At 59.6% G+C, this 19,588-nt stretch carries 12 protein-coding genes and 1 other RNA gene; 5 read left to right on the forward strand and 8 right to left on the reverse strand.

The genetic code is table 11. The features are described 5' to 3' along the window. The first annotated feature begins 51 nt into the window (after window positions 1-51). Window positions 52-516: RNase P RNA component class A (gene rnpB, locus CRD13_RS09835), an RNA gene on the forward strand. 11 nt (window positions 517-527) lie between these two features. Here rnpB and CRD13_RS09840 read toward each other — a convergent pair. Then, window positions 528-1,691 carry a galactokinase family protein gene (locus CRD13_RS09840; protein ID WP_187401566.1) on the reverse strand — a complete coding sequence of 388 codons (1,164 nt, stop codon included), beginning with the start codon at window positions 1,689-1,691 and terminating at the stop codon, window positions 528-530. Window positions 1,692-1,954: 263 nt separating this feature from the next. On the opposite strand from CRD13_RS09840, the gene CRD13_RS09845 reads away from it, so the two are divergent. Beyond that, the gene (locus CRD13_RS09845) at window positions 1,955-2,158 is read left to right on the forward strand and encodes an SPOR domain-containing protein (protein WP_016423068.1); all 204 of its coding nucleotides are present in this window, start codon (window positions 1,955-1,957) and stop codon (window positions 2,156-2,158) included. Between the two features lie 12 nt (window positions 2,159-2,170). On the opposite strand, the gene CRD13_RS09850 is transcribed toward CRD13_RS09845, so the two are convergent. Together CRD13_RS09850 and panB are read right to left on the reverse strand one after the other, a co-directional pair. Continuing rightward, window positions 2,171-3,994: a CYTH and CHAD domain-containing protein gene (locus CRD13_RS09850; protein WP_187401567.1), complete on the reverse strand. Its 1,824-nt coding sequence runs from the start codon at window positions 3,992-3,994 to the stop codon at window positions 2,171-2,173. A gap of 30 nt (window positions 3,995-4,024) precedes the next feature. Beyond that, entirely contained in the window at window positions 4,025-4,834 is an 810-nt protein-coding gene (panB, locus tag CRD13_RS09855) for a 3-methyl-2-oxobutanoate hydroxymethyltransferase (protein ID WP_224784052.1), read from the reverse strand. 140 nt (window positions 4,835-4,974) lie between these two features. Between panB and CRD13_RS09860 the strand changes: the two genes are divergently transcribed. The 3 genes from CRD13_RS09860 to CRD13_RS09870 all read left to right on the forward strand — a co-directional run bounded on the left by CRD13_RS09860 (window position 4,975) and on the right by CRD13_RS09870 (window position 11,871). Beyond that, on the forward strand, window positions 4,975-6,315 hold the full coding sequence (locus tag CRD13_RS09860) for a glutamine synthetase family protein (protein ID WP_005511085.1): 1,341 nt from the start codon (window positions 4,975-4,977) through the stop codon (window positions 6,313-6,315). 61 nt (window positions 6,316-6,376) lie between these two features. Further along, the gene (locus tag CRD13_RS09865; RefSeq protein ID WP_070827469.1) at window positions 6,377-9,559 is read left to right on the forward strand and encodes a bifunctional [glutamine synthetase] adenylyltransferase/[glutamine synthetase]-adenylyl-L-tyrosine phosphorylase; all 3,183 of its coding nucleotides are present in this window, start codon (window positions 6,377-6,379) and stop codon (window positions 9,557-9,559) included. A gap of 98 nt (window positions 9,560-9,657) precedes the next feature. Continuing rightward, window positions 9,658-11,871, forward strand: coding sequence for a hypothetical protein (locus CRD13_RS09870; RefSeq protein ID WP_049189592.1), 2,214 nt, complete (start codon window positions 9,658-9,660; stop codon window positions 11,869-11,871). Window positions 11,872-11,900: 29 nt separating this feature from the next. Here the strand turns inward: CRD13_RS09870 and CRD13_RS09875 are convergent, their stop codons facing one another. The 5 genes from CRD13_RS09875 to brnQ all read right to left on the reverse strand — a co-directional run bounded on the left by CRD13_RS09875 (window position 11,901) and on the right by brnQ (window position 19,578). Further along, window positions 11,901-13,328: a nitrate/nitrite transporter gene (locus CRD13_RS09875; RefSeq protein WP_049170181.1), complete on the reverse strand. Its 1,428-nt coding sequence runs from the start codon at window positions 13,326-13,328 to the stop codon at window positions 11,901-11,903. 77 nt (window positions 13,329-13,405) lie between these two features. Next, a complete protein-coding gene (locus tag CRD13_RS09880) occupies window positions 13,406-15,142 on the reverse strand; it encodes a thiamine pyrophosphate-binding protein (RefSeq protein ID WP_224783788.1) in 1,737 nt (578 codons plus the stop codon). 135 nt (window positions 15,143-15,277) lie between these two features. Continuing rightward, on the reverse strand, window positions 15,278-16,726 hold the full coding sequence (thrC, locus tag CRD13_RS09885) for a threonine synthase (protein WP_049189589.1): 1,449 nt from the start codon (window positions 16,724-16,726) through the stop codon (window positions 15,278-15,280). A gap of 123 nt (window positions 16,727-16,849) precedes the next feature. After that, a complete protein-coding gene (locus tag CRD13_RS09890; protein WP_070438613.1) occupies window positions 16,850-18,094 on the reverse strand; it encodes a dicarboxylate/amino acid:cation symporter in 1,245 nt (414 codons plus the stop codon). Window positions 18,095-18,174: 80 nt separating this feature from the next. Continuing rightward, a complete protein-coding gene (gene brnQ, locus CRD13_RS09895) occupies window positions 18,175-19,578 on the reverse strand; it encodes a branched-chain amino acid transport system II carrier protein (protein ID WP_070827464.1) in 1,404 nt (467 codons plus the stop codon). Window positions 19,579-19,588 lie beyond the last annotated feature (10 nt).

Raw genomic sequence — 19,588 nt, forward strand, 5'->3', positions numbered from 1 at the left:
CACGGCGGGTTATTTGAATTGCGGTTGTGGCGGGTACACTAACCATTCGAGCGAGCCGGCCGGGTGATCGCGGCAGTTAACGGAACCGGACGCCTCTTTTACAGAGTGTGTCCAGGCCGCTGTCGAGGAAAGTCCGGACTCCACTGGGCATGGTGGTTGCTAACAGCAACCCAGGGTGACCTGCGGGAATAGTGCCACAGAAAATAGACCGCCGGGCGCACAGCCGATGTCTTTGACGTAAAGCTGTGGAGATTCGGTGAGGGTGAAAAGGTGCGGTAAGAGCGCACCAGCGGGGCAAGTGATTGCACCGGCTAGGTAAACCCCACCAGGAGCAAGGCAAAATCGCGCATGCTTCGTCGTGCGCGTGCGCGAGTGTTTGAGGGCTGCCCGTCCGATACTCGCGGGTGTGCTGCTTCAGGCTGTCAGCAATGGCAGACCGAGATGGATGATCGCCACCCGGCGCTTTCCGAAAGGAGCGCCGAGGGACAGAATCCGGCTCATAGGCCGACTCGTTCACACAAGCTTCATTACTCGACCACCGCGCCGGCCGCAGTGTTCTCCACACGGATGGTCTCGGAACCGCCGTCGTTAAGCGCGGAGGCAATCCGATCGGCGTCGTCGACGTGGGACCACATCACCAGCGACGCACCCGGGCATGGCGCACAACGGGCAATCTTCTCGCAGTCAATAGTGTCGGTCAGCTCGGAAATCTGCCCCAGCACAGAGCTTGCCGACGGCGCGGAGCCACGCTCACTGACATCGCGCGAAACCCCTGCGATGGCTGCTTGAATATCGCTGTGACGGATGTGGCCGATGACTGCGCGGGCACGGTCAGAGGATGCGTCGGCTTCGTCAAGCCACTGAATGGCACGGCCGATGGTGGGGATGTCTTCGTCGTCCGGGTGCACCTCGTGACGAGCACGCACCCAGTCCGCGACCCGCTCCTGTGAGTCGGGGAGGCTAGCGAGAGTCGGCACGCCAAAAGCGGCGCAGGCTTGCTGGAAGAACTCGTAGCGCTCCTCGTCGGGCGAACCGCCGGTGACATCGGGGGAGTAAGCGACAGTCAGCGCCAACGACTGCGGGAACGCCGTCTGCGTGACTGCCTCATCGGAGTGGTTGATGCACAGTAGGCTGTCCGGGCGGCTGCGCAGCGCCGTGGTGTAGGGGTACAGCGGCCACGACTGTCCCTTAATCTGCACCATGGTCTCGTGGATAGCGGTGGCAATACGCGTGCGGGTGGGCACATCATCGCGGTCGCCAAAACGCGCATTGAGAGCCAGCGCGAGAGCACACTGAATTGCCGGAATCTCTCCAAAACCGCGACCTGGCGCGATAGTGGAGGCAATGGTGACCTTCAGGCCGTTGCTGTTGCGCGGAACGAGATGCAGCGAGTGCTGTAATGCGACGATGGCAGCCGCGACAGCGGTCGGCACCTGAGAAAAAGCGGCGGGGACGCTATCCGGGAAATCCATCTTGGTAGTTTCGCGCTTGTACACGACAATGAGCTGCTGCTCGTCAATTTCCTCGATGCCGACCGCAGCATAGGTCGGAATGGCGGTGGCTAGGAGCATGCCGCCGGAGGACGCGCAGTCCTCACCCAACAGGTTGATGGAACCCGGGGCGTATGCAACTGAAGCATTAGAACCGACGGCATCGAAGACGTCGTTTACGACAGCGGGTGCGGCGGGCATGGGTGAAACCTCTCCAGAGATCGGACTCATAGTGCTGGTGTGCAGTGTTCGCGTTCAACGCTTGTGTTCTAAGGTGAACAATTCCGTCGATAATACCCGGCTCGGGGGACAGTGACAAACCTATATACTGGGATTTTATGTCGCCGCAGCGCACATGGCAGGCAAATGGTTGCCTCTCTGCAAGTTTGCTTATGTGTGGAGTTGGCGGTGGCAGAACCGCTTGATAACTCGACAAGTTCTCGATGTGGAAGAGGAGAAAAATCGTGAGCGACAACAGCAGTAAGTGGTACTACCAGCCGTCGACGGGCACGGTGTTTCAGGGGAAGAAAACCGGTTGGGACGACCGAATGGGCCCCTACGATTCCGAAGAGGAAGCCCGCGCTGCCATGGAAAAAGTCGCCGAGCGCAACAAGGCGGCCGACGACTGGGATGAAGAAGATGACGACTGGGGAGTAGCTGAAAAATAAGGCTCTACGCCTTTAGGCCTTCTTGCCCTTCTTAATCTTCTTTTCCATCTTGCGGAAGGCCTTGAAAACCTTTGCCACGGCATCGTCGTACTCAGCCAGGGCCTTCAGGCCGTCGTAGTACTCCATCTGGTAAAGCACGCCGTAGCCGAAGGTGTCCCTGCCCGCACGGGAGGCACGCTTAGCGCGAGCCAGCACGAAGTCGCGCGCAGTACAGGTGTCCTGGAAGTCACCGAGAACTGACTGCAGGTTCTTGCAGGCAACGTAGAGCTTCTCGGTCGGCAGGTCCGCGTTCTGAGCAGCTTCCGCGCTGTAGCGGAGCTTCTTCGCAGCCTTGCGGACATCGTGGTAACGCTCGTCCAGATCTGCCTCTGGCAGGTCAGCATCCTCGCGGCCATCGAGTACCAGGTTGTGGCGACGACGGAACTTCGAAAACGCGCTGCGCAGGTGATCGAGCAGCACCGCAGTGGTGTCGAGTTCCTTCGGTGCCGCTACCTTCTCCGGTGCGGCCTTGTCTGAGGTCGTGGAAGCTGCTGCATCGGCGGCTGCAGTATCAGCCTCAGCCGCGACCTCGGAGTCGGCTGCCGACGTATCCTCGGAGTCTGCGGCCTCCGCGCCGTCGACAAGCGAATCATCCTTCTTCTTAGACTTCTTTTCCCCAGCCTCGGCCTCGTCCGCATTTGCGGCAATTGGCGGATTGGCGAGGAACTCATCGAGATCGTCGAGAAGTTGCAGGTACTCGCCGGAATTCAGCGCGAGAATAACGCGGTGATGGGCGCGCTCGTAGTCCTTCTGGACATCCTCGACAAGGTTCGCGCGCAGCTCCTCGCCCAAAGCGGCGCTTTCGCGATTGGCCAGCAGTTCTTCCCAGCGCATAGCGACGACCTCAGCGTCACGAGCCACGCCGAGAACACCCGCCAGCTGCTTGAGGTTGCTCTCCAGCTCAGCGACCTTATCGCCCACAACAATGCCGTGGAAGGTCTGCATGTGACTGCGTAGCTCACGAGTGGCGACGCGCATCTGATGCACCGAGTCAAACTCATCGCGGCGTACCTTCGGGTCGTACTCGACCATCTTGGCCACGTTAGCGGCCAGCGCATCGACCACAGTGCGCCCCGGAGTACCCTTCGGCAGCTTCGCTGGAACCGGCGGCAGGGGAGCGGAGTCGATGGAGTCACCCAACGCCGTCGCCAACTTCGAAGGGCTTTCCGACGGCACGGCGCCAGCCACCTCAGCGACCTTGGACATCGCTGCCATTACGGCCTTACCGTCCGGGTGATTTGCCCAATCCCCGAGCAGCTCAATCTCCCACTCACGCCAAGTAGTGGTTTCGCCGCCATCGAGGAAGGAAGTCGCCGTGACGTGATCATCCGCAAACTCCGCCATGGGCGTGCCATCGAGGGCAAACACCGTGGTGACGTGGCGCTCATTGTCTACCTGCGCGATTGGTTGCAGCGGGTGATTGCGCACAATTGCGCGCACGGGGGCAAGCAACTCGGTAGGCACGATGTAGTCAGCATCGCGGCCTTCACCGTTAACAGAGCCCTCTTCCAGGTCAACGCCATATTCGAGGCGACCGCCGGTACCCGGCGCCTTCAGATGCCACCCCTCATCGGGGCCGCCCGTTCGGCGACGCAGAGTGTGCTTGGACCGGGTCAGACGCAGGTCCGCCGTGTCCAGGTAAATCGCGGAGAGATTTCGCACCTCAGTGGTGGTGGAGCCAACCTGTGGAACGAAATCGAACGATGGGGCTACCACTTCTGGGGTAGCTGAGAACTTAGATTCCACCTCCAACGCCGCAGTTGGAGTTTTGGACTTAGAACCAGACTTAGATGCCATAACCACTAATTCTACCCCTGAATCGAAGAGCTAACCCGAGAAGTTCTGCGCCTCAGTAGGGAACTCGCGGGAGTGCACCTGGTCGACATACTGCTTCGCTCCCTTGGTCAGCATCTCACCGACCTCTTCGAACACCGAGCTAAACGACGGCCTGCGGCCATCGGCCGGAACTGCAAAGGCATCCTGCCAGACGAGAACCTGGCCATCGCACTGATTACCAGCGCCAATGCCACAGGTCGGGATGGATAGCTCGCGGGTAATCTCGGTGGCCAGATTCGCAGGCACCATCTCCAGGACCACGGCCGCGGCACCAGCATCGGCTACCGCATGGGCGTCGGCACGCAGCTGTTCCGCCCCCGCACCGCGCCCCTGTACCTTGAATCCGGACAGCGCGTTGACGGACTGCGGGGTGAAACCGATGTGCGCCATGACCGGAATGCCGGCGTTGACCAGCGCACGGATGCGCGGAGCGATACGCACGCCACCTTCGATCTTGATCATGTGTGCGCCGGTTTCGCGCATCATCTTCGCGGCGGACAGCACGGCCTGCTCATCGGAGGCCTCGTAAGTGCCGAAGGGTAGATCGGCAACAACAAGTGCGTTGCCAGCGCCCCGGACGACACCGCGCGCAAGCGGGATCATTTCTTCCAGCGAGATCTCGGTGGTGGTGTCGTAGCCGTAGACAACGTTTGCTGCAGAGTCGCCGACCAACAGTAGCTCGACACCGGCGGCGGAAAAAGCGCGCGCGGTGGAGTAGTCGTAGCAAGTCAACATTGCCCAGGGGCGAGACTCAGCCTTCCATTCGGCCAGATTATTCAGACGAATCTTTTTTCCGCTCATGTCAATAGAGCATGCCATAGTCACCCGCAATTCGAGGCCACGAGGGCAGCGGTTATGGCACGGGTGCGGCAGTTGGCTAGCCACGCCGGATGGTCAAAATGTGTACCGCGAATCCGGGCACCTGGGTAACGTTGGAAAGTATGAACAGTCAGCAGGAATTCGTCCTCCGCGCAATCGAAGAGCAAGATATCCGTTATATCCGTCTGTGGTTTACCGACATTTTGGGGTATCTGAAGTCCGTTGCCGTCGCACCGGCTGAGCTCGAGGGCTCCTTTGAAGAGGGCATTGGTTTCGATGGCTCCGCGGTGGAGGGCTTTTCCCGCGTCTCCGAGGCTGACACTATCGCGCAACCGGATCCTTCGACGTTCCAGGTCATGCCGCGTCTGCATAAAGAAGACACAATCACGTCCGCGCGCATGTTCTGCGACATCGTCATGCCCGACGGTCAGCCGTCGTGGGCAGATCCACGCCAGGTGCTGCGCCGCCAAATTAAGGCGCTTGCCGACGAGGGCTTCCACGCGTTCATCCACCCGGAGATTGAGTTTTTCCTAGTAGAGAGCCTGGCTACTGATGGAAAGCCGCCGGTGCCAACGGACAATGGCGGTTACTTTGACCAGGCGGTCTACGACCGCGCACCCCGCTTTCGCCAAGAAGCGATCACGGTGTTGGAAGACATGGGAATCCCTGTGGAGTTCTCCCATCACGAAAATGCGCCGGGTCAGCAGGAAATCGATCTGCGCTACGCCGATCCGCTGACTATGGCGGATAACGTGATGTCTTTCCGCTACATCATTAAGCAGATCGCAATGAAAAACGGTGTGCAGGCGACATTCATGCCGAAACCTTTCCAGGATTTGCCGGGCAATGGCATGCACACTCATATTTCCCTCTTTGAAGGGGACACTAATGCATTCCACGACCCGGATGATGAAAACCAGCTCTCCGACACCGCAAAGGGTTTCATTGCCGGCATTCTGACTCACGCCAGCGAAATTTCCGCTGTGACCAATCAGTGGGTCAACTCCTACAAGCGCACGGCATTTGGCGATGAGGCTCCGACGTCCGCGACATGGGGCATGGCCAACCGCTCGGCTCTCGTGCGTGTGCCCATGTACTCACCGGGTAAGGCACATTCGCGCCGGGTGGAAATTCGTTCCTTGGACTCGGCCTGTAACCCGTATCTTGCTTACTCGGTGATTTTGGCCGCCGGTTTGAAGGGAATTAAGGAGGGTTACCAGCTTCCGGAGCAGGCAGAGGACAACATCTCCGAGTTGACCAAGCGGGAACGACGTGCGATGGGCTACCGCGATTTGCCGACATCCCTGGAGGTGGCGCTGCAGGAGATGGAACGCTCCGATCTGGTGGCCGATGCTCTCGGTGACCATGTCTACGAGTTCTTCCTGCTCAATAAGTGGCGCGAGTGGCGCGAGTTCCAGCGTCAGGTGACGCAGTGGGAGCTGCGCACAACTCTGGATTACTAGTTTCCCCGTACCGCCCCCTTCCTTTTTCGTCTTTAATTTGTTTTTTGGGTGACCAGTTTCAATGGTGATGAATCGACCTCGCACATCTCGCCAATCAGTGCCGCGGCCCGCAGCGCTGGGCTTGCGTAACGACGATCGGACGCGGGCTGACCTGGAAGATTTGGGGTGGTACAACGAGGAGTCCCTACATCTGTTGTGGGGTCTTGCCGGAGCCAGCGACCCCAAGCTGGCGCTTATGGCGCTAGTGCGGCTGAAAGGCGCTCTCGACGAGCTGGAGCAGCAGGGAAAGCTGGAGAACTGGGCCACCTGGTCCGGTCTCGATGAAGCCATGCGCGAGCAGGTGCCGCTACGTACGCGTATGTTTGCGCTGCTCGGCGGCTCGAGTGCACTGGGCGATCACCTGGTTGCACACCCAGAAAAGTGGGTTCTGCTCCAAGCTGAGTTTCCAACTGAGGCAGACATGTTCCGCGAGATGCTCTCCAGCGTCGGGGCTGTGCCCGAGGTCATCGAACTCACTGATGAGGCCAGTCTGGAAAAGCAGGAGGATCCCGAGTATCGCAACCCCGTCGTTGCGCCCGCCACGCTTGAAGGCCCCGGTTTGTACCGTGCGAAGCTAACCGGCCGTGAGGCCGAAGTTGCGATGCAGTGCGCCTACCGCGACTTGATCATGCGTATTGCGTGCTACGACTTGGCTGGCACGTATCCACGGGGTCCTCGCCGTCCGGGACAGCCACAAGTCCCATTCCGTCAGGTCTCGGAGGCACTCAGTGATCTGGCTGATGCGGCGTTGACGGCTGCACTCTCTGTCGCGGTGCAACAGGTCTTTCCTTCGTCGCCGGTCTCAACACGCCTGGCCGTAATCGCCATGGGCAAGTGCGGTGCGGAAGAGCTGAACTACATCTCCGATGTGGATGTCATATTCGTCGCAGAGCCGGCGGATGCCCGAGCCACCCGTTTGGCCAGCGAATTTATCCGGATTTCTTGCCACTGCTTCTTTGAGGTCGACGCGAATCTCCGACCGGAGGGTAAGTCGGGTGCACTCGTACGCACCGTGGATTCCCACGTCGCCTACTACAAGCGTTGGGCCGAAACCTGGGAGTTCCAGGCGTTACTGAAGGCGCGGCCGATGACAGGCGATATCGAGCTGGGCCGCGAATACATCGATGCTCTAGCTCCGATGGTGTGGACCGCCTCTCAGCGGGAATCCTTCGTCGATGATGTTCAACGCATGCGCGCCCGTGTGGTCCAAAACGTCCCCGAAGAGCTTCGCTACCGAGAGCTCAAGCTCGGTCGCGGTGGTCTGCGTGATGTCGAGTTCGCGGTGCAGCTGCTGCAGCTGGTCCATGGTCGCTATGACGATAGCCTCCGCGTGCTGCCAACTGTGATGGCACTCGACGCACTTGTCGAGGCTGGCTATATCGGTCGCGAAGACGGTGCCGCGCTGATTAACGCCTACGAGTTCGTCCGTCTGCTGGAGCACCGCCTGCAGCTGCAAAAGATGCGGCGGACGCATTTGTTGCCTGCCGACGACGACACCGAAGCTCTTCAGTGGCTCGGTCGCGCCTCTGGCATCGTCGGTGAGGGCGGCACCGATGCCAGCAAACCGCTGGCCAAGCAGGTTCGACTGGCCAGCTCACAGATCCGCTCCCTGCACAACAAGCTTTTCTACCGTCCACTGCTGAACTCCGTGGTGGAGCAGGACATTGGAACCCTGCAGCTATCGGCCGATGCGGCAAAGCGCCAGCTAGCCGCGCTGGGCTATCAGTACCCGGATCGCGCCTACGAGCATCTTTCTGCGCTGGCGGCGGGCACCTCGCGCAAGTCGCGTATTCAGGCGATGCTGCTACCGACGCTGATGGAGTGGCTATCGTCGACGCCAGACCCCGACGCGGGTCTGCTCAATTATCGCAAGCTCTCTGAGAAGCTCCACGACGAAACGTGGTTCCTGCGTACGCTGCGCGATGAGGGCGTCGTCGGCCAACGGCTGATGCGTGTGCTCGGTTCTTCGCCGTACGCGTCTGATCTGATTATGAGTGCGCCGGACGTGATTAAACGGTTCGGCGACGGTGCATCCGGGCCGAAGCTTCTGAATACCGACTCCGATGCAGTCGGGCGTGCGCTGGTCGCAGCGGCTGCCCGACACAACAGTCCAGCTAAGGCCATTGGTGTGGCACGTGCGTTGCGCCGTGCAGAGCTCGCGCGCATTGCCTCCGCAGATCTCTTCGGACTGATGGATGTGCAAGAGGTCTGTCACTCTCTGTCGATGGTGTGGGACAACGTGCTCGAAGCTGCCCTTGCCGCCGAAATCCGTGCATGGTCGCTGGAGCATCCTGACTCGGAGGTCCCGGGCGTTATCTCCGTGATTGGTATGGGGCGACTCGGCGGTGCTGAACTGGGGTACGGCTCCGATGCCGACGTGATGTTCATCTGTGAACCCCGCAAGGACGCCGATGGAGCGCCGCTTGTCGACGATTCCGAGGCGGTCAAGTGGGCAACCAGGATTTGTGACTCGTTGCGTCGTCGGCTGGCAAAGCCAAGCCAGGACCCGCCATTGGAGGTCGACGTGGACCTGCGCCCAGAAGGACGCTCGGGCCCGATTGTCAGGACCCTGGATTCCTATGTGACCTACTACGAGCGCTGGGGTGAAACCTGGGAGATTCAGGCACTGCTACGGGCTACCTGGATTGCCGGCGACAAAGACCTGGGCACCCGCTTCCTTAAGGCCATCGATCCGCTGAGGTACCCACAGGGCGGAGCTGATGCCAAGATGGTCCGCGATGTCCGTCGTATGAAAGCGCGTGTTGATTCCGAGCGACTGCCTCGCGGAGCCGATCGCCGTACCCACACCAAACTCGGTTCCGGTGCACTGACCGATATCGAATGGACTGTGCAGCTGCTAATCATGCTGCATGCCCACGAGGTGCCGGAGTTGCACAACACGTCGACGCTGGAGTGTCTGGAAGTGCTGAAAGACCGCGGAATTCTAGATGCGGAGGATACCGACGCACTTCGGGATGCCTGGCTGATGGCGACGAATGCTCGCAATGCGCTGGTGCTCACCCGTGGTAAGCGCACGGATCAGCTGCCCCAGCCGGGGCGTCAGCTGACTCAGGTCGCCGGTGCGGCGGGGTGGGAGGCATCGGATTCCAACGGTTTTATTGAGCACTATTTGCGTCTGACTCGTCACTCCAGCCGTGTCGTCAATCGTGTGTTTTGGGGTGAGGAGAACCCCGACCACGAGTAGGCCGGGCAGAGGTCTGCCGCACCTCGCTGCGAGGCTCAATATGTGGCAGCGGGGTGCAGCCTTTGTCTTAGCACGGCGACCGGGCATAATGGTGGGCTATGGAACGCAACGTCGATTACTCGGTACGCCCTAGGTATGAGGATTTCATTCTCAACCTCGATGGCACTGACCTGCGTTTTTTATTGAGCCGCACGTGCCCAGCCGCTGATACCTCAGCTGCTGGGCAAGAGGCGGTGGAATTGCTGATGTCACAGGATTCAGCGCATACGGCGCTGTCTTTTTGTGATCCCGATGTTCTCGATGTGGCCCACTTGGTTCATATTCTGGAGGATTCCGCATCGCTGGATACCCTCACAGAAGTGGCCTATTGGGCATCGGATGCGGACGTGATGGCGCACGATACGCCGAAGGGCGTTGACCGCAAGCGTCGTCGCGTCGGCAAGCAGCAGCTTGAGCATGTGCTACGCCGTGGCCAGCGCCAGGGGCTCGTGTGGGAGGAACCGGCGGGCGTGTGGCATGTGCCGCCACATATTTCGGAGGTGTTCCCGGCGGAACCGAGCCTTAGCTTCCGCGTCGCCGACTTAGTGGCGAATATGCCAGCGGATGTGCTGAGTCGCCGTATGGAGCGCATGGGGCTGGAGCCGGATAACGCGCCGGGAGAGGGCACACCGCGAGCCCTGAACGCCAGCGATTTAACGGTGCGGAATGTGCAGGCTCGCCAGGTGGAGCTCATTGCAGGCTTCCTCTGCGATCCGGTGAAGGTGCGGGCTCTGGTGATGACAGCTCCGGTGGATATTCGCAATGAGCTGCGCTGGATGGCAACCGACGAGAAGTACTTGCCCTCCTATATGTGGTCTGAACTACGTGCCGACGCGGTGCGCTGGGCCGAAGAGCGTCTGCTGCTGACTGTGCTAGAAGAACCGGCGATGCCGACATTTGAGCAAGAATCGGAAGCACGCAACGAATCGACAGTGGTTGCCCGCCTGGTGGGCGCAGTCGCGTTGGCGCTCAAGGGCGACATGTGGTCGATTCGTAAGCCGCATCCGACGGAGTCTTTCCCGGCAACGCTGGAGTCAAAGGAATTGACCGAAGCTTCGGTGGCTGCGGTGGCGTTTGCTTCGGCGTTTATGGATGCTGCGGGCAGCGGCGACGGACGTCTGAAGGACCCGTTGCACATGTATGAGGAATCGAGCCTGCTGTGGATTCAGGACTTCGCAGCGTCAATAGGGGCGAGTGCTTTCGCGGCGCCCTGGATTGTGGAGATGCTGGTCAACGCGGGATTGATTCACGCTGACAGCGGGCATCCGACGCCGCGCGCACTGCAGTACTGGTACAACGCTGATGCCTCGACCCGATGGGCGTATCTCGCGGCGGGCTTCCTCGTTGGTCGCGGTCCGTGGCACGGCGAGTTTCCGTGGGTGACCATGGGCGTCGATGATCTGTCGCATGCCACCCTTGCCTACGGCTACCCGTATGCCGCGCGTGAAGTAGTGTCACTGGCCGCGCAGCTGGAGGAAGATCAGAAGTTCTATGGCTGCTGCGTCGAAGGGCATATGGCTTGGAATGTCGACAACCTCTGCGCTCGCAATGGCGCCGATGGGGAAGCGATGGTCGGTTGGCTGCTGGAGCAGGCCGGCATCTTGGGCATTCTCTATCATGGGCACGCCTCCTGGCAAGCCATGGCCATCATGTATGCCTTGCACGACATCTGGCTGACTGATCAGCACGTCGGTGCTCAGCGCATGGCCGAACTCATCGCTGAGTATGCCGCTGGCCAGGTGCCGACGGCGGAGGCAGTCCAGATTGCCCGCCTGTTCAAGGATGCCGCACCTAACGAGCGCCTGGCTGCCACATTGGATGGCGTCGCCAGCAACCAGGTTGCCCTCGCGTTGGACTTCATCGGCGACCGCGAAACCTGCGCGGAAACTTCTCGCTGGATTATTTCCGAGGAGAGCCTGCGTCGCGCTTGCCTCGCGGTTGACGGCGACGTCGATGTCCTGTTTTCCCAGCTGGGGCCACTGGTCAATAGTTCTATGAAGCTGGTCATCTACGCCGAGCTAGTCCGCATTACCAAGACCGAGAAGCTGCAGGAAATGTATGAGCGTGAGGCCGTAGCATCAACGCCTTCGCTTGACGACGTCCCGGAGAACGCAGCCTCCGAAACTGACACCGGTGAGCGCGCTTCCCATGGTGCTCAGACCGATGGCAGCGAACGCACGGCGGATAGCGGCCGCGCAGACTCCTCTGGGCGATCGGAGGACTCGGATGACTCGGAGGGACTGGAAGGGCCAGAGCAGCTTTCGCTGTTCTAGCCGCTCCGTCTTTCGGCTTCCTGTAGTTCCTACTCCGTAGGTTCCAGCTCAAAACGGCTTTGCTGGGCGACAAAGCGTGCTGCCGCACGCTTTGCCACCAGCAGGCCAACGAAACCGATCACCCACACACCGACGACAGCCAACCAGCCAATGCGGAAGGTCTCCCAGGTGTAGTTTCCATCGGGAGCTGCAATATCCAGCAGGAAGCCGACACCTTGTGCAGCGAGCATGGTGGCCACAAAACCGCCCATATTCGCCAACCCAGTGCCGGTGGCGAGTACCTTGCGATCGACCTCTTCGCGCACTGAGTCAAAGCCGAAGTTGGACATTGCACCAAGACCGGCCATTAGGATGTTGACTACAATAATTGCCCAGTACGCTGGTGGGTTGCTCGGTGCCAGGAACACAATCCAGACGGCCATGTTGATAAACGCGATTGCGACAACAACCTTGATACGGTCGCGGCCGGTGCGTGCCGAGACCATGCCCATCAACGGCCCGGCGATAATTACTGACAGCGTGTTAACGACCAGCACCACACTGGCCTCGGAGGGCTTAAGACCCATACCTAGCATCATCAGAGGCATGCCCCACAGCAATGTGAAGATGCACTGATGCATCAAACCAGTCCAGTGAGTGAAGAAACCCTGCCAGCACACCGGGTGAGTGGTCACAATCTTCAGAGTCTGGCCGATAGTTAGTTTCTCATCGGCTGCGGCAGAGGCTCCGCCATTGGCAGCCGTCTTCGCGGCCTTCTTGGCGGCGCGGCGTTTACGAAGTGACATCTTGGCTGTGGAGGAGTTCTCCGGGACGTCGGCAAGCGCGATCATGCCTACGATAGCGATGAGAAGACCCGCGGTGCTCAGCGACAAGAACGCGGGCACCCACCCCGCGGCGTGCAGAATCGCGAGGAACGGGACCGCAGAGATGAACTGGCCGAGCTGGCCAAGACCAGCCGTGAGCTGCGTGAACAGCGGAGTGACGCGCAGTGGGAACCACGCGGGAAGCAGTCGCATCGCACCGAGGAATGCGGTGGCATCGCCGGCGCCGATGAACACACGAGCGATGACAGCCAGCGGATACGATGTCGTAAACGCGATGATGACCTGGCCTAGCGCCATGATCAGTGCGCCCACGACCATCGTTTTCTTGGCGCCGACGCGGTCAATGATGATGCCCGTCGGAATCTGCGCCAGGGCGTAGACGCCAACCTGCACGGCGGTGAACAGCGCGAGTTGGGAGGCGTTGATATGGAAGCGATCGAGCGCCTCGACGCCAGCGACACCCATGGAGGTGCGGCCGACGATGGCAACGATGTAGGTAATCAGCGCCGCCAGCCAGACGGCAATCGCGCGGCCAGTGACGTGCTCGCGCGGGTCCTTTGCCACCGCTGTGGCGGGCTGATCTGTTGATGAAATCTGATCTTTACCGTTACGCTGCTTTACCACTCGCCACATTGTAGACCCCATCAACCAACCGGCCTGAAGAGGGGTCGCACCGGGGCCTAGATGGCCCCGATCATGCCTGCGGCAAACTACCTTTGTGCCTTAGCCAGAACTTCCTTCACGAAGTCCGCGACCACCAGCCGTGAGACCTTGAAATCAATTACGGCAACGGAAGCCTCATCGGAGTTGGAAACGTCATGGAAGTAGGCGTCGAGTTGGGCAAAGTCCTCAGGTTCGCCGACACTGAAACCGTGAGCGCCATAGGCACGTCCGACTGCGGCGAAGTCGTAGTCGGCAATCTCCATGGACGAGGTGTCCAACCCGACATCGCCAAACTGGTGCAGCTCCGCGCCATAGGCAGCATCGTTAATGAACACCACGCAACCGCCACGACCACGCCGCAGCTGCTCAATCGCCGCAGGTAAATCCGCAATACCCATCGTGCCGCCACCGTCACCGGCGACTAGCACGCAATAGTCCTTGGGGCGTGCCGCCGCGAGGCCGACAAGTGACCCCATGCCCAAACCAATTGACTGAATCGCCGTGCCCACAATCACTTGCTGCTGCGGACCAGGCACATCAAGATATTTCGGAACCCACCCCAGGAAATGGCCACCGTCAGTACACACAGCGCGCTGATTGGGCAGGATACGATTCAGATACTGCAGGCACGCCCGCGGATCCAACCGGCCATCCGCGCACGTCAGCGACTCGACCTCCGCTGTCGTCGGCAGTGTCTTCAACTCCGCACGCCATGTGCTTGACGACGACCCCCGGGACTTCTCCAGCTGCTCTGCCAGTACGGGCAGAAGTTCCTCCAACTTAGCCAATAGCGGTGTCACCGACGGCTGAGCAGCGGGATGGGGCTCGTCGACAACCTGGATAATCTTCGCGTCCGGTGCAAACATGTTGCCGCCACGGTTTTGGAAAGCGTTGAAGCTTGCTCCCAGGAACAGCACCACATCGGCCTGTCGAGCTAGCTCCACCTGCCACGCGTGCGCAAAACCGCCCACGGTGCCAATCTGCCACGGACTGGAAAGCACATGACGAGCCATCGCTGAGTGCATAAACAGTGCCCCCGCACCGTCCCCGATGCGGCGAACTAGATCTGCGGTACCAGAGAGCAACACACCTCTACCAGCAATAATGAGTGGGCGACGGGCAGTTTGCAGTTCCTCGGCCAGCGACGCGACAGTTGACTCCAACCATTCTGGTCGGCCGGTGTGCAGATGCTCCTGATTAGTCGACTGTGTTTCAGACGCAGATGCCGTAATCGGTGCTTCTTGGATGTCATAGGGGAGCAGCAGCACGACAGGCTGCCGAGAACTCAGTGCGTGCTGGACCGCAAAGTTTGCGTCGTCAAGCGCGGACTCGGGAGTAACGGTGCGATGACAGACGTCGAGGGCGTCGAGGAGCGCCGCCTGATTAAGGTCAAAGGGACGTGGGCGTTCCGGGTGCGTGCCGACGACAAAAATTAGCGGAATACGGGCTACTCGAGCCTCGGCCAGAGTGGTTAGCGCATTGGTAAATCCTGCGCCGCAAGTGGCGGTCGCGATGGCAAGCCCTCCACCTGCACGGTGGAATGCATCGGCGGCCCCGACAGCAGCCGATTCGTGTCGGACGGAGGAGTAGCCGAATCCCGATTCAGTAAGGGCTGACGTGAAGTGGGAGTTCGCGTTGCCGATGAGACCGAAGCAGTGGTCGCAGTGCTGGGCCAGTGTGTCGGCCAGCGCCCGCGAGACCGTGGTTGTCTTTTGGGAACCTTCCTGCGGGGAAGATGCGGGCGCGTGGGGCATAGGACGGCTATTAACTCGAGTGAAACTCATGTGAACAATTGTGAGGTAATCACGGGGGTAATAACAGCCCTATAGCCCAAGATAATGCCGTTTGCCCTTAAAAAAGAGGGCACTATTCCACATCGCTGCTGCGCGGATGGGGGGGAGGTTGGGCTATGCCCGGTTTTAAGCCACGTTGTCGTCGATGAACTTCTTCACCACATCGACATCATTCGGCAGCTCGGTAACGCGGCGCGGGGCATTCATGATGTCCGCGAAACGCTCCGGGCAGTCCGGCTCGCGTCCGGTGGCCTCCAGGATGGTCTCGGAGAACTTTACCGGCAGAGCGGTCTCCAGGCAGACAATTGGGGTGGATACCTGGTCTACCAGGCCGCGGGCGACGTGGATGCCGTCAGCGGTGTGCGGATCGACCATGACCTCTAGGCGCTCCCAGCAGTCCTTGATGGTCTCGACGCGGTCAGCGTGAGTCGAGCGACCGGAGAGGAAACCGTACTGGGCAGAAGCCTCCGGGAAGATCGGATCAGCAGTAAGAGAGAAGCCGCCCTCCTTGACCTTGACACCAAAGAGGTCTGCAGTGCGCTCAGCATCGCGCCCCAGCAGATCGAAGATGAAACGCTCGAAGTTAGACGCGCGGGAGATATCCATCGATGGGGAAGAGGTAGCCTGAGTCTCCGCAGCGCTGCGCACGCGGTAGGCACCCGTGCGGAAGAACTCATCCAAGACATCGTTTTCATTGGTAGCCACAATCAGGCGGTCAATTGGCACACCCATCTGGCGCGCAATATGGCCGGCGCAAATATCACCGAAGTTGCCGGTCGGCACACTGAAGCTGACCTTCTGCGCGTTGTTCGCCTCAGCACCGTTGCCGCCAGTGACACGAATCCACGAGGAGACGTAGTACACGATCTGAGCCATCAGGCGAGCCCAGTTAATCGAGTTGACTGCACCAATGTGGCGGCTGGCCTTGTACTCCAAGTCACCGGAGACGGCCTTAACGATGTCCTGGCAATCGTCGAAGACACCGTCGAGGGCGACGTTGTGAATGTTGGCATCCTGCAGACCAAACATCTGAGCCTGCTGGAACGCGGTCATTCGACCAGCCGGAGTTAGCATGAACACGCTGATTCCCTCACGGCCGCGCATTGCATACTCGGCCGAGGAACCCGTGTCACCAGAGGTGGCGCCGAGGATGTTCAGGGTCTCGCCACGACGAGCCAGCTCATACTCGAAGAACTCACCGAGCAGCTGCATCGCCATATCCTTGAATGCCGCTGTGGGGCCCATGGACAAGTGACCGATGTAGAGCTGATCTTCCAGCTTCGTCACCGGCACAATATCCGGATCGGAGAACTTCGGGTAGGTGTACGCCCGTGCACAGATACCGCGCAAATCCTCCAGTGGAATGTCGTCCACAAAAAGGCTGACGACCTCTGCAGCCAAGGCTGCGTAACCGTCGTCGACAAGCACGGAGCGCCAACGCGTCAAAGTGGCATCGTCAACCTGTGGGTACTCGACCGGCAGGTAGAGGCCACCGTCGTTAGCGAGACCTCCCAGGAGAATGTCTGAGAACTTGTGCGGCGTGCGCTCTGGGTCGCGAGTCGAAATGAAGTCCAAGGCGGGCCCCTTACATGTATGCCAACACCCGCCGCATCGGCCCATAAGAAGGCCTTTTGAAAGATTGCGACGGGGTTGACCGGTGGATGTTTTCTTTAATTTTTACATATGCACCGAAGCCAGTTAGGCCTCGGTTGTGGAAGATGCGGAATTGGCCTCTTCAGCGTCGAAGCTGAGCTCTTCGGAACGGTCGATGACATCATCCTTGGCAAAGCGGTTAACAATCATGGCAATTGCACCGTCTCCAGTGACATTACATGCGGTACCGAAGGAGTCGATGGCGATGTAGGCGGCAATCATCAAAGCGACCTGCTCCTGATCGAAGCCCAGCATGGACTGCAGCACTCCGACCGCGGCCATAATTGCGCCACCTGGAACGCCCGGAGCCGCGATCATGGTGATACCCAAAGTGAGAATGAAGCCGATGGCCATGCCCGGCGAAAGCGGCTTGTCCGCCATGAACATCACGGCAAATGCGAACAGCGTGATTTTCATCATCGAACCGGCCAGGTGGATGGTTGCGCACAGCGGCACGGTAAAGCCTGCGACCTTCTCCGAGACACCATTCTTCAGCGCGGCCTTGTAAGTCACCGGAATGGTAGCGGCCGAGGAGGAGGTACCGAGTGCGGTGGCGTAAGCCGGCAGCATGTTCTTCAGGGACGTCCACGGGCTGCGGCCAGCGATGGCGCCAGCGATGGAGAACTGGATTGCCAACAGGAGCACGGTGCCGATGACTGCCAGCAGCAGCACCTTGAAGAACATCGACAGCGTCGTGGTCAGGTTGCCGTTCATGCCCATAGACAGGAACATGCCGAAGATGTAAATCGGCAGCAGTGGGATGATAAATGCCGAGATGATCTTCATAATCACGTCGCGCAGCTGCGTCGCACCGCGGTAGAGCGAGTCCGACTTCACGGTGGTCATCGCCACACCGACCGTGAAAGCCAGCAGCAGGGCGGTCATGACGTCAAACGGTGGTGGCATCTCTACATTGAAGAAGCTCTCCAGCGCGCCCTCATCAATATCCACCGATGTGCCGGCCTGATCAGCGCCGAGCAGCCAAGGGTAGAGCCCCTGGGTGGCGGCGTAGGCCAATAGACCCGAAAACACCGTCGAGCCGTAGGCGATAGCAGTGGTAATACCCAGCCACTTTCCGGCGCCGCGGCCCAGGCTAGCAATCGCCGGCGTGATGAGGGCAAAAATCAGCACCGGGATAAAGAAGCCCAGGAAGTTACCAAAGAGGCCATTGAAAGTGACAAAAATTCGAGCCAGCCAGTCCGGGAAGAAAAAGCTGCAGACAATGCCCAGAATAATCGCGACAATAACGCGGAAAAGGAGCGTTTGCGTAAAACGCATTCGGGTACTCATAGTCAATCCTTGTTCGGATGGAATTTACTTCTCTAGCGTGCGGTATTTACGTTATGCAACGCAAATAACCGGGTGTGGTTTTACGCCTTTTCGGCTACCTCTTCTGCAACGGTCTCGTCGGCAAGCACACTCGCCGGGCGATTTGCGCGCTGCTTTCGCGTGACGACGTCAATTGCGTATCCGATCACCGTCGCTGCCAGAGTCGGCAGGAACCATCCGAACTCGATGGTCTGACCAGGTACGAGACTGAGGAAGTCCGCCAAAGCAGAACCACCGACACCCAAACCGGAGAGTACTGAGATACCCGACCAGATGGTGGCAACCCAGACGCCCAGGCGGTAGGTGTAATGCAGCTTGAAGGAGTAGGAAATGACCGGGTCGAGAAGAGTCAGTGCAATCAGAGTGATAGCCGGCGGGTAAATAAAGGTGATGATTGGCGCGGCAATCGCCAGTACCTGAGACAGCCCCTGTGTTGCCATTACGAAGGACATGACCGTGAAGATAATCGCCCATGCCTTGTAACTGATGCCCGGAAGTAGCAGGTTGAAGAACTCGCTGGTGGCGGCAATCAGGCCGACAGCCGTGGTCATACATGCGAGCAGAACGATGAGGCCGAAGATGATTTGTCCGACCTGGCCCATGGCCAGCTTGGAAGCCTCTGCGAGAATGCCCGAGCCGTTATCGAAGGAGGCGGCATTCGGCAGCACCTGGCCGACATAGCCCAGACCCAAGTAGATGATGGCCAGCAAAATGCCGGCGAACAGGCCTGAGATCATTGTGCCGCGAACCATACGCTTGCCCTCTGGGACACCGCTGACGCGGAGGGCAGAAATGACAATGATGCCGAATGCCAGGCCGGCGATGGAGTCCATTGTGAGGTAGCCCTCGACCAGGCCGGAGGCAAATGGGGTAGAGGAGTACTTCTCAATTGGCGCAGCCGGAGCGGCATCGAATTTGAATGCCGACATTCCAACCAATACAACCAAGAGAATTAGCAGAGCCGGGGTGAGGATCTTGCCCAGTTTGGACACAATTTCATTCGGATTCCACGCAAGTGCTAAGGCGATACCGAAGAAAACAAAGTAGAAGGCCGCAGCGACGGCCAGTGAATCACTGCCGAAAATCGGCTGGACACCGGTTTCGTACGACACGGCACCGGTACGCGGCAGAGCGTAGAAAGCACCGATGGAAAGGTATGCGATTACCGGGAAGCCTAAGGAAAAGATGCGGCCCGCGCGAAACGCTAGGTCACGCAGGTTGTTGCCTGAAATGGCGATGGCGATGATGGCCAGAACTGGCAACGCCACACCGGTGAGCAGGAAGCCGGTGATTGAGGGGCCAAAATTGGTACCGGAATCCACTCCGAGCTTCGGCGGGAAGATGAGGTTGCCCGCGCCGAAGAACATCGAAAACAGCATGAGAGCTGTAACAACGATAATGGAAGCGAAAGACTTCGGGGACTCCACTCCGCTCGACTTGGTCATGAGAATTGTG

The sequence above is a fragment of the Corynebacterium sp. LK26 genome (assembly GCF_014335085.1).
GTDB lineage: Bacteria > Actinomycetota > Actinomycetes > Mycobacteriales > Mycobacteriaceae > Corynebacterium > Corynebacterium jeikeium_D.

What these genes read in the sequence shown, in the direction of transcription:
- CRD13_RS09840 (WP_187401566.1), bottom strand. Translation starts at nt 1,691, where the DNA reads ATGCCCGCCGCACCCGCTGTCGTAAACGACGTCTTCGATGCCGTCGGT.
- CRD13_RS09850 (WP_187401567.1), bottom strand. Translation starts at nt 3,994, where the DNA reads ATGGCATCTAAGTCTGGTTCTAAGTCCAAAACTCCAACTGCGGCGTTG.
- panB (WP_224784052.1), bottom strand. Translation starts at nt 4,834, where the DNA reads ATGAGCGGAAAAAAGATTCGTCTGAATAATCTGGCCGAATGGAAGGCT.
- CRD13_RS09860 (WP_005511085.1), top strand. Translation starts at nt 4,975, where the DNA reads ATGAACAGTCAGCAGGAATTCGTCCTCCGCGCAATCGAAGAGCAAGAT.
- CRD13_RS09865 (WP_070827469.1), top strand. Translation starts at nt 6,377, where the DNA reads ATGGTGATGAATCGACCTCGCACATCTCGCCAATCAGTGCCGCGGCCC.
- CRD13_RS09870 (WP_049189592.1), top strand. Translation starts at nt 9,658, where the DNA reads ATGGAACGCAACGTCGATTACTCGGTACGCCCTAGGTATGAGGATTTC.
- CRD13_RS09875 (WP_049170181.1), bottom strand. Translation starts at nt 13,328, where the DNA reads ATGTGGCGAGTGGTAAAGCAGCGTAACGGTAAAGATCAGATTTCATCA.
- CRD13_RS09880 (WP_224783788.1), bottom strand. Translation starts at nt 15,142, where the DNA reads ATGAGTTTCACTCGAGTTAATAGCCGTCCTATGCCCCACGCGCCCGCA.
- CRD13_RS09890 (WP_070438613.1), bottom strand. Translation starts at nt 18,094, where the DNA reads ATGAGTACCCGAATGCGTTTTACGCAAACGCTCCTTTTCCGCGTTATT.
- brnQ (WP_070827464.1), bottom strand. Translation starts at nt 19,578, where the DNA reads ATGACCAAGTCGAGCGGAGTGGAGTCCCCGAAGTCTTTCGCTTCCATT.